The organism is Streptomyces sp. NPDC060209 (assembly GCF_042728155.1).
Classification (GTDB): domain Bacteria; phylum Actinomycetota; class Actinomycetes; order Streptomycetales; family Streptomycetaceae; genus Streptomyces.
This window is the reverse complement of record NZ_JBHWZS010000283.1, coordinates 1-11,187: the sequence shown is the minus strand read 5'-3', so window position 1 is coordinate 11,187 and position 11,187 is coordinate 1. Positions and strand designations below refer to the sequence as shown.

Genomic DNA, 11,187 nt, shown 5'->3' with positions numbered 1-11,187 from the left:
AGCCGGTGCACGGGCTCCGGCCCCCTCCCGTGTGTCCTCCATACGGACCCTCAGGTGACCGCCCGGCGGTAGACCTGCCGTGACCCGCCTTCCGGGCCGGGTCCGGCGGCCTCGGCAGGGGTGAAGCCCAGACGTTCGTAGAAGACGCGTGCCCCGCTCGGCACGGCACCCGGGTGGTCGGCCCCGAAGGTGACCACCTCGATGGTGCCCGGCCCCCGCACGAACCTGCGGGTCGCATCCGCCATCAGTGCCCGGCCGGTACCCGTCCCGCGTGCCTTCTCCGACACGACGAGCCAGTGGACGTGGTAGGCCGGGGCCTTCGCGCCGAACAGCAAGCCGCCGACCAGGTCCGAATCCGGCGAGACGGCGACGAGCGCCGCACCCCGGCGGATGTGTTCGTCCACGGCACTGTGGAAACCGGGCTCCTCCACCATCGGGCCGAACCAGTCCTCGACCTGGGCCGCCAGGCCGAGGAAGCCGGCGAGATCACGCTGCTGCGCCCGTCTGATGATCACCCGGTCAGTCTGGCAGAGGAACTCGCCCTGCCGGCAACGGAATCGGCGGGCCGCGCACGGGCATCGTCGCTAGAGTCCCGCCATGACGACCAGTCCGAACTCCCCCGTCCTGCCCTCCCTGACCGTGCGCGGCCGTTCCGGCTCCTTCGCCCTGGAGAACCGGTCGATCCTCCTCCAGCAGGGCGGGGTCCGAAGACGGATACCGCTGGACGCCGTCGAGGAGGTCCGCCTCGACGGGGCGCGCCGGCCGGCGGTGCAGGTCGTCCTGACCGCTGCCGCGGGAACGCCGGGCACGGTCTACAGGGTGACCCCCCGCAACTCCGCGTCCGCGACGGCCTTCGTGGAAGCGGCCGGCCGGGCGTTGCCCGTCAGGGGCACGGACGCACCACGCGAAGACGGTGCGGCGAAGGTCGTGGTGCTTCCGCGAGAGGCGGCCAAGGACAGCAGATCGGCCCGCGAGTGGCTGACGATCGCTGTGCTCTTGACCCCCGTGGCCCTGTATGTGGCCGGCCTGGTCGTCCTGATCGTGCACGGGGACGTGTTGGGGGTGATCTTCTGGCTCCTCGGCCTGAAGCCCCTCGCCTTCGGCCTGTTCCTGTACGGCGCGTCGGCCAAGACGCTGTACGACCGATGGCTTCTGCTCCGTCGCGGCATCTCCGTGGTGGCGACGTGGGACCACACCGAGGGCAAGAAGCAGATCTTCGCCTTCGTCGACGCGGAGGGCGTGCGGCGGTTCTTCGAGCCCGACGATGCGGCCGAGCCCGTCAGCGCCGCACCGCGACGGGTGGCAGCCGCCTACGACCCTCGGCACCCCGAGCGGGTCAAGGCCGTCCTCCCCGTGCGGACCTGGGTGCTCAGGACGATCGGCGTCGTCTTCGGCGGCACGTCCCTGCTGGTCCTCGCGTTCTTCCTCGTGCCCTACCAGCTGATCGATCTGCTGTCCCGCTGAGCGGGCCGGGTGGGATGTCGTGCGGCCGCCCCGGCGGTGGGGACGGGCCGGCGTTCACATGTCGTTCCGCGGTCCGGCGCGGGATGCGCGGGCCCCGGCCGGGCCTTCCGGGACGGATGGCATAGTGATCCTCATCGCGACGGTCGAGTTGGGGGAGAGCCGGTCCTGTGAAGATCGCTCGCTGGATGGTTCCGGTCGTCGTCGGGGTCGTGGTGACGCCGTTATCCCTCGGGCTCGGAGTCCTTCTGCTCGGCACCTCCGACGACAGCGAGGCGGCCGGCGGAGACGTCCCCGCCCCGATGAGCACCGAGTTGAAGGCGGGCGACGTGGGTGTCCCCGTCATGTACGCGAAGCTCATACGCGACGCCGCGGCCGACTGCGACGAGAAGCTGCTCACCGCTCCCGTGCTGGCGGCGCAGTTGAAGCGGGAGAGCAACTTCAACCCGAGGGCCAGGTCGATCGCGGCCGGCGAACCCGCGGGCGACGAGGGCTCGCTGACGGACCCGCGGAGCCCGGAACAGCAGGCGGAGGACGGGAAGTCGGATGCTGACCCGGCCGAAGACGGCCTCTCCGGCGAGGAATCCGCCTCCGGCACCGGCTCCGGGGACGCCTCACCGGGCGAGGACCTGCCCGACGTGGCACAGGCCGAACGCCCCCTCACCAGGGGCATCGCGCAGTTCTCCGACGCCGACTGGGCGGCCGAGGGCGTCGACGGCAACAACGACGGCGTGAGGGACGTGCTGGACCCGGCGGACGCCATACCGTCGCAGGGCAAGAAGATGTGCGCACTCCTGCGGACCGCGAAGAAACATCCCGGCTACCGGGGCGCCCCCCTGGAACTGGCCCTGGCCGGCTACCGCGTGAGCTGGAAGACGGTCGAGGAGTACGGCGGTGTGCCGCGGGCGAGCGGAGCGGACGGGGAGACGTACGAGTACGTCAAGGCCGTCATGGCGGCGTACCCGAAGATGGTCGTCCCGGTCGGCGGCGCCGTGTCCGGCGGATGGACCCTTCCCGTCGAGGGACCGGCCGGCACCCCCTACCACCAGCGGGGCTCCTCCTGGTCCACCGGGCTGCACACGGGCGTCGACTTCGTCGTCCCCACCGGAACACAGGTCAAGGCCATCGGCCCCGGTGAGGTCGTCACGGCCGGGGCGGGCGGGGACTACGGCAACCAGGTCGTCGTCCGCCACGAGGACGGTACGTTCAGCCAGTACGCCCACCTCTCCGAGGTGAAGGCCGTCGTCGGCCAGAGCGTCGAGGGCGGCACGCTCATCGGCTGGTCGGGCGAGACCGGCAACGCCTCCGGGCCGCATCTGCACTTCGAGATCCGCACGGGGCCCGCGTTCGGGTCCGACGTCTCCCCCGTCCCGTATCTGCGGGCCAAGGGCCTGATCCTCTGAGGACGCAACCACCGGGAGGCACCACCGGTGATGCGCACCGGTGGCGCGCGCCTGCCGATGCGCCTCCGCCCGAACACGACCGCCCCCTCAACATGACGCCCTGGGGCGCCGGTTGAGGAGGCGGGTCTCGGCCGGAGCGGTGTGGGGCCGGCGCCCTACGTGCCGCTGGTCGTGGCGCGGGTGAAGAACTCGATCTCGGCTATCGAGACCTGCTTGTCGGAGCCCACGTTGAACGCCGAGCGGATGACGAACCGAACACTGACGACGTTCTGCGCCCGGAACTTCCGCTGCTGGGGACCGCTCACCTGGTCGAGTTTGATGTGGCGCGTGGTCTTCTTCCCGTCGGCCGTGGTGATGACCGCGTCCATACGGTGAGGCAGCGCGGCCTCCGAGAGGTCGGAGGGCTTGGTGGAGATGCCCGACGTGATGAGGATGTCCAGCAGACGGGTGGGTTCCTGGAAACGCGCCTCGACCCACTCACCCTCGGCGGACTGCGAGACGCCGGGGCCCCACCAGCTGTTGTTGATCTTGTCGAAGAGTGTCTTCGGCGGGTGGCCCTTGAAGGAACGCGACGCCTCGGCGGCGTCCGGGCTGATCTGGGCCCGCTTCGCGAAGTGGTCGCGTGCGGCGTTCCATGCCGTGCCCACGTTGAACGCCGCGTAGATCACCAGCCCGAGCGCGAGACCGTACGCGACCCAGGTGAAGATGCGGCCGATGCCCCGGCGCAGCCTCGGGCGGTCGCCCGCCCACGGGGCCGGGCCGTTGCCGAAGTCCCTCATCCGGCGCCACCAGGGGCGCCGGGCCTCCGGGACGCCGGGGCGCTCCGCGAGGGACATGCCGCAGCGTCGGCAGAAGTGCCGGTCGGGTCGGTTGCCGACCTCGCACCAGGGGCACGGGGGGCCCGTCTCGTCGGCCGGTTCGCCGCCGGGGGCCTGGACCCTGGGGCGGGCCGCGGCGGGCACGCCCGGGAGTACCGGAGCGACTTCCGGTGCCGGTGCGGCGGCGCGCTGGTCGGCGACCGGTACGAGCAGCGCTCTGGCCCGCGCACTCGCGTCCGGGTCCGGGGTCGCGGCCGGCGGAGCGGCGTGCGAGGTGGGCTGGGTGGCGGAGACCACCGGGATCGAGGTCAGGGTGTCGTCCTCCTCGGGCTCGGCCGTCGGAAGATCGGGGCGTCCGGGTTCGCGGGCCGGGTCCGCGCTCCCGGCGTCGGCCGACGGGCCCGAAGCACCCGGGGTGTCCGCGCCGGCTCCCCGTCCCCTCGTGTCCGGGGTCCAGCTCAGTACCGCACCGCAGCTGTCGCAGAAGGACTGCCCCGGGGTCGGCAGCGTGCCGCACTCGGCACAGTGACGTGGCTTGTCCCCCGTGTCTCCGGCAGCCGCGGAAGAAGGTGGCGTGGAGGCGGAAGCCTGCTGGCTGGTCACCTGTCGGAAGTCCTTTCGGCGACGGTCACATGGACCGTATAAGGCATATGGGCGGGGCGAGCTGCCGCTACGAGGCGCTCCAGCCGGTGCTCGGCGGCGGGGCCGGGCTCCGGCAGCCGTACGGTGACGTGCAGATGGGGGCGGGTCGCGCCGGGGACCGGGCCCAGGGGCCTGGCGTCCCAGGCGGCCGCGCCGCTCTCGGTGATCTCCGGCTCCACGCCGAAGGCGAGCCGTACCGCCTCGGACAGTCCGCGCCGGGTGCCGCGGATGCGGTGCAACCGTACGGCGGCGGCCACCGCGGCGCGCAGCGCGACGGTCGCCTCCGTGTCCTGCGGGTGGCCGGTGGACGGTGGGGTGTGCGCGGACTCCGGCAGGTCACGGCCCACGGGGCCGTCGGCGGGCCCGGCCGTGTCGGGCCCCTCGGTCTCCGCGCCCACCCAGCTGCCGAGCCATCGGGTGAAGTCCGCAGGCGCGAGCGACGGAGTGAAGTAGGCGTCCAGACAGTCGAGCACGTTGTGGAGGGGCGCGAGGACCTCGTCGATACCGGCGACGAAGCGCTGGGCGAGGTCGTCGTCGGCGAACACCGCCGGCAGCATCACGCCCAGCGGTGCCGAGGAGCCGAGTCCGTCGACGGAGCCGCGTGTGCTCCCGCTCGTGGTCACGAGGCGTCACCTATCACCCGGACGCGGTGGTCGAACGAGAAGACGAGCGCGGGGGGTTCGAGGTCGATCCGCTCCGTGGGGTCGCCGCGCTTGCCGCTGAGCGGGTCGGCGGGGTGCAGCAGCACCTCGTCCACCAGCTCGACGCCGGGCACCCGTTGCAGTACCGCGAACACCTCGCCCGCCTGCACCGGACGGCCGAAGGGCCAGCCCGTGCCGTGGGCTCCCCCGGTCAGCGGGTCGAGATGGCGGTAGAGGGCGTCGTGCGCCTGCCGCCTGACCCGGTCGGTGTCGGTGCCGCGGAAGGCGTGCACCGTCGCCACGACCGTCACACCCTGGTAGAAGGGCGGCCCGACCGCCAGTCGGGTGCCGATCAGGCGCCGCTCGTCCAGGTACCGGGTGATGCGTCCCAGCAGGGCGTCTCCGGGGACGAGTTGCTCGAACCGCAGCCGGCCGCCCGGGTCGGACACGGCCTGCGGGACGACGAGAACCCGTACGGCGTGCGCGCCGTGCTCGTCCGGCTCGGCCGCGAGGCAGGTGATGCGCGCGGTCTCGGGCGCCGCGCGCCGCGCGAGTTCCTCGTAGTCCCGCAGGGTCACCGCGCGGTCCTGCGCACTCAGGGCGATGGGCGCCCTGCGCTTCGCCTCCTCGACGGTCTCGCCGTCGACCCCGCCGCGCGCGGCCTCCCGGTTGACGACGTCGGAGACGTACGGGACGGAGTCGCGCAGGACCTGGATGGCGCCCCTGGCGACATTGCCGGCCTTTCCTCCGCCCGTCCTGTAGCGGCGGGCCCGGATGGGCGCGCCCTTGGGCGGCACCGCACCGTATTGACGCAGGGTGCCGTCCGGTTCGCGGACGGACGGCCCGAAGGCGATCTCACCGGTGGTCGCGTCCAGGGTGATGTGCCGGTCGGCGGGGCCCGAGGCGGCGAAGTGGCCGACGGTCTCCCAGTCGACCCAGCCGTCGCGCTCGGCGACCTGGAGGAGCAGCGGCTGCGCGTCGCCGACGACGGGGCTGTTGGCCAGCCTCAGCCGGTGCCCCGGCAGTCCGGTGGACTCCCCCAGCGCTTCGTCCCGCACCGTCTCGGCGTGCACGACACCGGTGGTGCCGCCGATGCTGAACGCCTCGGCGGAGCGGATGGTGGGCGAGGTGGTGTAGAAGGGCTGGCCCTGTTCCGGCTCGGTGACCCGGCAGCGCAGCCAGCCCGCCTCGCGCCGCCCGGTGCGGGAGAGCGCGTGGCCGCCGGGGACGTGCAGCACGACCTCGCCGGGGCGGTTGAGTCCGCCGGTGGTGTCCCGTTCGACGTCGCAGCGGGCCCAGCCGTCGGCGGTCCACGCCTCCCAGGCGAGCGGCGGCTGCCTGGGGTCGACACCGACACCGTCCACCTGGCTGTCGAGCTCCAGCACGACCACGCACTCCGGTACGGCCGCGCTCAGCCCGAACAGCATGCGGTCACCGGCGCTCGGAGCCTCCGCGAAGCAGTGCACGTCCTTGGACTCGGCGAGGTCCGAGGTGCGGTCGACCGCCTCCTGATCGGCCCGCTGGATCACGAGGTACGACAACTCGCAGGGGATGACGGTGAGTTCACGCTCGGTGGCGAAGACCACCGCGTCCTCGGTCTGGGTACGGACCGTGGCGACCTCGGTGCCCGTCGCCAGCACGACGGGTTGCTGTTGCGGCGCCGACAGCCAGAACGTGACGTCGGCGCGCGCCGCGGAGGGCGGGAAGAGCGTGATCCCGATGAGGTCCAGGAACGCGAGGTGGTTCTTCTCGGGCACCCGGTTGAGCCGGTACACGATCTGGTCGGCCATGTGGGCGACCGTCTCCACGAGGGTCACGCCCGGGTCGGAGACATTGTGGTCGGTCCACTCGGGGGCGCGCTGCTGGATGTAGCGCTTGGCGTCGTCGACGAACTGCTGGAAGCGCCGGTCGTCGAGGTTCGGGGAGGGCAGTGCCATCAGCGGTCGCTTCCAAGGTGCTCGTCGGGCGTGCCGGACCCCTCGGGCCCGTCGTGGGAGGGGATCACGTAGAACGGGAAGACCAGACTGCGCGGGTTGTTGGTGCCCGTGATCGAGTAGCGGACGTCGATGAAGAGCACGCCCTGTTCGGCGCCGGCCGTCACCGCGACGTCGTCCACCTCGATGCGCGGTTCCCAGCGGTCCAGGCAGGTGTGCACCTCGTGCTGGATCCGGCCCGCGGTGGCCTCGTTGACGGGGGCGAAGACCATGTCGTGGATGGCGCAGCCGAATTCGGGGCGCATCGGCCGCTCACCGGGCGCGGTGGAGAGGACGAGCCGGATGGCCTCCTCGACCTCGCGTTCCCCACTGACCAGGGCGATACCCCCGGTGGGGCCGATGCGCAGCGGGAAGGCCCATCCGGAGCCGACGAACTGTTCCGCCATCAGACTCCTCCCACCGTCAGCACGGGCTTCATCTTGGACAGGACCAGGGGAGCGTTCAGGCCGACCTCCAGACCCGAGTTGATCTTCAGGGCAAGTCCTGCGGTCAGCGACATGGCGGCAGTGGCCGACACGCTCAGCGCGCTCGCGTTCACGGACGTGACACCCGCCTGCACCGACAGGGCACTGGCGTTGATGTTCATCGGCCCGCCGCTGCGGATCGTCAGGGAGCCCACCGCGTTCAGCGAGAGGTTGCCGCCCGCGTTGATGGCCACGGCGCCGGTCCCCCGGATGGAGACCTTCCCCTTGCTGTCCACGACGATCTCGGTCTTCGTCCGGTCCAGATTGATCGTGAGCCGGTTGTCGCCGGTGGAGAGCCGCACCCCGCGCTTGAGACCGACGCTCTGGTCGAGCAGGTCGAGACGGTTGTTGCTGCGGTCGGACAGGGTGCGCCGGGTGACCTTGCCGCGCGTCGGGTCGTACACCGGCACGTCGACGGGATCCGGCTTGTCGACGCCGTTGTAGAGGCCGCCGATGACGTACGGGTGGTCCAGGGCCCCGCGGTCGAACGCCACCAGCACCTCGTCGTCCACATCCGGTGAGATCATGCTGCCGCCCTTGGCCCCGCCGAACTGGACGGTCCGGGTCCAGTCGCTGACGTACATGTCGTCCAGCCACGGGAACCTCAGCTTGACCCTGCCCTGCCTCAACGGGTCCTTGATGTCGGTGACCAGCGCGTTGGCGACGCTCGGCAGCCCCGCCTGGCCCGCCCCGCCGCCGCCGCCGGAGGTCAGCCCGAACAGTGAGCGCCACTGACGGCCGCTGACGTTCAGGAACGTCTCGTAGTGCTCCTGGTCGCCGAAGCTGTGGCGGGCGGCCGTGATCGTGTACTTGCCCTGGAACGGCTTGCCGACGTCCTTGAGGGTGACGGCGACGCCGGGACGCAGTTCGGTGTTGCCCCGCGCCGTGATCTCCACCTCGGCGAAGGAGGAGGTCACGTCGTCCGCCACGGAGTCGGCGGCGTGCTTGACCTCGTCCAGCTTGTCGTAGGGCGTGTCGGTCACGACGAGTTCGGCCTTGCCGAACGTCTTGGACACCTCGGACGGCGTCGTGCCGATGGCGAAGCCCGAGTTGTCCAGAGCCGGCGCCTTGGAGACCAGGGGCTGCTTGGTGGTGACGTTCCAGCCGCGCGCCTCGACCGCGGTCACCTGGTCGGCCGAGGTCACCGCCGCGCGGCAGCGCAGGATCTCCTCGCCGCCCTTCAGGAGGAGGGCGCTCTGTGCGCTCGGCATGCTCTCCGGAGGAGCCGTCGCCGCCCGCTGCCGCTTGACGAACTGGAACCGGCCCTTCGAGTTGATGGACATCACCATCTCGTTCTCGTCCGCGAGCCGCTGGACGAAGTCCCAGTCGGTGACGTTGGCCTGGCTGATGAACTCGTACTGCCCCTTCGTCCGCTGTGTCTTCCCCATCGGAATACCGCTCTTGCGCGCCAGCTCGACGGCGATCTCGGTGGCGGTCTTGTTCTTGTACGCCGCGACCCTGCGCTGCCGGAGCATGCGGTGGCCCTTGTCGTAGCCACGGATGACGGTGAACGTGCCGGTGCGGTCGTAGTCGGTCTCCAGCGCCGTGACCTCTCCGGTGATCAGCGGCGTGCCCTTGCCGTCGGACATGGGCGCGATGACCACGGGCACACCGATCTCGACGTTGAGCTTGGCGAGGATGTCCTTCTTGTCGTCACGGAAGGTGAGGTGGAACGCGCCGGGCACACCCGCGCCGAAGTCGACCCGGCCCGCCACCAGCTTCTTGTCCTCCGGGGACTTGAGCTTCGTGCCGGCGATCTGCACGGTGAGGATGTTGGAGAAACCGATGTCGGGCATCAGACGCCGACCTCTTCGGCGGCGGGGAGCATCAGTTCGGTACCGGGCGTCAGCGCCTTGGGGTCGTCGATGTCGTTGGCCTCGGCGATCGTGCGCCACACGGTGGCGTCCCCGTACTCACGCCACGCGAGGAGCGGGAGCGAGTCGCCGGCCACGACCCTGTGAACCCGGCGGGTGGTGAGCGCGCCGGAGGTGGGGTTCTGGCCGAGGGTGCTGCTCGGGATCTCGTGCAGGTTCACCTGGCAGACGGCCCGGATGGGCATCCCGTTGGTGTTGAAGAGGGTGTACTGGGCCTCCACGGAGCTGACGTACGCGTTGAAGCGGGCCGTGGAGAAGGCACCCCACTCGAAGACCACCCACGGCGTCGACGGCTGGTTCGCCGCGATGCTGGCGGTGGTCGTCTCGCAGCAGGAGAAGAGGGCTTCGACCTTCTTGCGCACGTCGTTGCTGTCCGGGTCGTCGGAGCGGTCGAGGAAGATCTCCACCGTCATCTCCCGGGGCTCGGGCCCCATGAACTCCGGGACCGCGCCGTCGCGCACGGCGGCGGTGGGCGTGGTCTTCCACTGGGCCCTGCGGGTCAGCGACAACTGGGACGGGTTGAAGTCGAAGTTGAACGTCTTCATGAGCGCGCCGGGACTGGTGCTGCTGCCGATCGGCGGCTGGTGGATGGCGAGCGTCGCCCGCACCAGGCTGTCGCCGATTCCGAAGCTGGAGAGGTTCATCGGCTACGCCTCCCCCGCGTCGGTGAACCCGTGATGGGCGATCTCCAGGACCTCGGTGGCCACGGCGGGGCTCGCCGGGTCGAAGGACGGACCGCGCCAGCTCACGGGGAGTACGTCGATCAGCCCCCACTGGGCGACCATCGAGCCGTCCGCGCGCAGCGCGGCGATCTGCCCGGTGGGCCGGGTCACCCCCGTGGTCACGGAGGAGATCCACTCCGCCACCTTCGCGGTCTCCTCGGTGAGGGGCCGGGTCAGCGTGATGTTGGAGAAGGTGACACGGGAGGGCAGCTGCCAGACGAATCCGTTGTTGCCGCCCTCCTGCCGCTGCTCGATCTCGACCTGGGAGGAGAGCCCTTCACAACCGTTGAAGTTGCCCAGGCTCTCACCGTCGATGGTGAGGTTGAAGAAGATGGTGGAGCCTGCGTCGAGTTCCTGGGGCATCGGGTGGGGCCTTCCTGCGGTTCCACGTGCGGTCGGTGCGGGGTTCCGGCGGAGCCGGACGTGCGGGTTTGCGGGCTTGCGGGCCGGATCGGTGTTGCGGGGCCTGTCAGTGGCGTGGGTCGCGCAGCTTGCCGATCCGCTCGCGGTCGAGCCGTAGCTCGGTGCGCAGCAGCCGGGTCATCGGGCCGATCAGCCGGTGGACCAGCTCCGCCACCTGGTCCTCCTTCAGATCACGCGGTTTGAACTGGCTCGTGACGGGGGGCGCGGGCCTGTCCGTGGAGCCCTCGCCGCCGCCGCTGCTCCTCTGCACCGCGACGGACGTGGCGCGAGGCGGCGCCGTCGCGCGCGCGGGGGTGGATGCCGGTGTCCGGACCGGGGGCGCGACCGGGGGCTGAGGGGGCCGCGCTGCCGGGACGGCGGGCGCCCGCTGCACGGGGAGCGCGGCGGCCGGAGCCGGCCGGGCGGGCGCCAGGGAGACGACAGGGCTCCGGACAGGTCGGGCCGCGGAGGTGGCCGGGGCACCCGAAGCCCTGGGGGTGTGGGGGGCTCCGGAGCGGCCGGTGGCGTCCGTCACCGGCGTACGGGCGATCCCGCCCGAGACGGGAGGCACCGACGCGGAGCGCTGGACGACCGGGAAGGCCGTGGTCGCGCCGTTGGGTCGGTGCCCGTCGTTCCCGGGTCGCGCAGGCGCGGACGCCGTGGTGGGAGCGGCTGCGGGACGGACGGCTGTCCGGGGCAGGGGACGGACAGCGGACGGCGGCGCCGACGACGGCGCCGCGGAACGCTGTACCGCATGCCGACGAGC

The 11,187-nt window shown here is 71.6% G+C and carries 11 protein-coding genes; 2 read left to right on the top strand and 9 right to left on the bottom strand.

Going from position 1 to position 11,187, the window contains the following annotated elements:
* Positions 1-50: 50 nt before the first annotated feature.
* Positions 51-515 carry a GNAT family N-acetyltransferase gene (locus tag ACFWFI_RS34695; RefSeq protein ID WP_387398211.1) on the bottom strand — a complete coding sequence of 155 codons (465 nt, stop codon included), beginning with the start codon at positions 513-515 and terminating at the stop codon, positions 51-53.
* An 82-nt stretch (positions 516-597) separates the two neighbouring features.
* On the opposite strand from ACFWFI_RS34695, the gene ACFWFI_RS34690 reads away from it, so the two are divergent.
* Together ACFWFI_RS34690 and ACFWFI_RS34685 are read left to right on the top strand one after the other, a co-directional pair.
* Positions 598-1,464, top strand: coding sequence for a hypothetical protein (locus ACFWFI_RS34690; protein WP_387398209.1), 867 nt, complete (start codon positions 598-600; stop codon positions 1,462-1,464).
* A gap of 167 nt (positions 1,465-1,631) precedes the next feature.
* The gene (locus ACFWFI_RS34685; RefSeq protein ID WP_387398207.1) at positions 1,632-2,864 is read left to right on the top strand and encodes a M23 family metallopeptidase; all 1,233 of its coding nucleotides are present in this window, start codon (positions 1,632-1,634) and stop codon (positions 2,862-2,864) included.
* Between the two features lie 155 nt (positions 2,865-3,019).
* Here the strand turns inward: ACFWFI_RS34685 and ACFWFI_RS34680 are convergent, their stop codons facing one another.
* From ACFWFI_RS34680 to ACFWFI_RS34645, 8 genes are all read right to left on the bottom strand, one after another.
* On the bottom strand, positions 3,020-4,285 hold the full coding sequence (locus ACFWFI_RS34680; protein WP_387398205.1) for a zinc ribbon domain-containing protein: 1,266 nt from the start codon (positions 4,283-4,285) through the stop codon (positions 3,020-3,022).
* On the bottom strand, positions 4,282-4,881 hold the full coding sequence (locus ACFWFI_RS34675) for a phage tail protein (RefSeq protein ID WP_387398213.1): 600 nt from the start codon (positions 4,879-4,881) through the stop codon (positions 4,282-4,284). Before ACFWFI_RS34675 ends, ACFWFI_RS34680 begins: the two co-directional genes overlap by 4 nt.
* 62 nt (positions 4,882-4,943) lie before the next feature.
* Positions 4,944-6,902 carry a putative baseplate assembly protein gene (locus ACFWFI_RS34670; protein ID WP_387398203.1) on the bottom strand — a complete coding sequence of 653 codons (1,959 nt, stop codon included), beginning with the start codon at positions 6,900-6,902 and terminating at the stop codon, positions 4,944-4,946.
* Positions 6,902-7,345 carry a GPW/gp25 family protein gene (locus tag ACFWFI_RS34665; protein WP_387398201.1) on the bottom strand — a complete coding sequence of 148 codons (444 nt, stop codon included), beginning with the start codon at positions 7,343-7,345 and terminating at the stop codon, positions 6,902-6,904. Before ACFWFI_RS34665 ends, ACFWFI_RS34670 begins: the two co-directional genes overlap by 1 nt.
* On the bottom strand, positions 7,345-9,219 hold the full coding sequence (locus ACFWFI_RS34660) for a VgrG-related protein (RefSeq protein WP_387398199.1): 1,875 nt from the start codon (positions 9,217-9,219) through the stop codon (positions 7,345-7,347). Before ACFWFI_RS34660 ends, ACFWFI_RS34665 begins: the two co-directional genes overlap by 1 nt.
* On the bottom strand, positions 9,219-9,941 hold the full coding sequence (locus ACFWFI_RS34655) for a CIS tube protein (RefSeq protein WP_387398197.1): 723 nt from the start codon (positions 9,939-9,941) through the stop codon (positions 9,219-9,221). Before ACFWFI_RS34655 ends, ACFWFI_RS34660 begins: the two co-directional genes overlap by 1 nt.
* 3 nt (positions 9,942-9,944) lie before the next feature.
* Complete coding sequence (locus ACFWFI_RS34650) at positions 9,945-10,382, bottom strand: phage tail protein (protein ID WP_014153878.1); 438 nt, start codon at positions 10,380-10,382, stop codon at positions 9,945-9,947.
* A gap of 106 nt (positions 10,383-10,488) precedes the next feature.
* The coding region (locus ACFWFI_RS34645) for a hypothetical protein (RefSeq protein WP_387398195.1) at positions 10,489-11,187 on the bottom strand (699 nt) is incomplete at its 5' end.

Excerpts from the sequence above, each read along its gene's own strand:
- ACFWFI_RS34650 (WP_014153878.1), bottom strand. The coding sequence starts at position 10,382 with ATGCCCCAGGAACTCGACGCAGGCTCCACCATCTTCTTCAACCTCACC.
- ACFWFI_RS34690 (WP_387398209.1), top strand. The coding sequence starts at position 598 with ATGACGACCAGTCCGAACTCCCCCGTCCTGCCCTCCCTGACCGTGCGC.
- ACFWFI_RS34665 (WP_387398201.1), bottom strand. The coding sequence starts at position 7,345 with ATGGCGGAACAGTTCGTCGGCTCCGGATGGGCCTTCCCGCTGCGCATC.
- ACFWFI_RS34655 (WP_387398197.1), bottom strand. The coding sequence starts at position 9,941 with ATGAACCTCTCCAGCTTCGGAATCGGCGACAGCCTGGTGCGGGCGACG.
- ACFWFI_RS34675 (WP_387398213.1), bottom strand. The coding sequence starts at position 4,881 with ATGCTGCCGGCGGTGTTCGCCGACGACGACCTCGCCCAGCGCTTCGTC.
- ACFWFI_RS34660 (WP_387398199.1), bottom strand. The coding sequence starts at position 9,219 with ATGCCCGACATCGGTTTCTCCAACATCCTCACCGTGCAGATCGCCGGC.
- ACFWFI_RS34670 (WP_387398203.1), bottom strand. The coding sequence starts at position 6,902 with ATGGCACTGCCCTCCCCGAACCTCGACGACCGGCGCTTCCAGCAGTTC.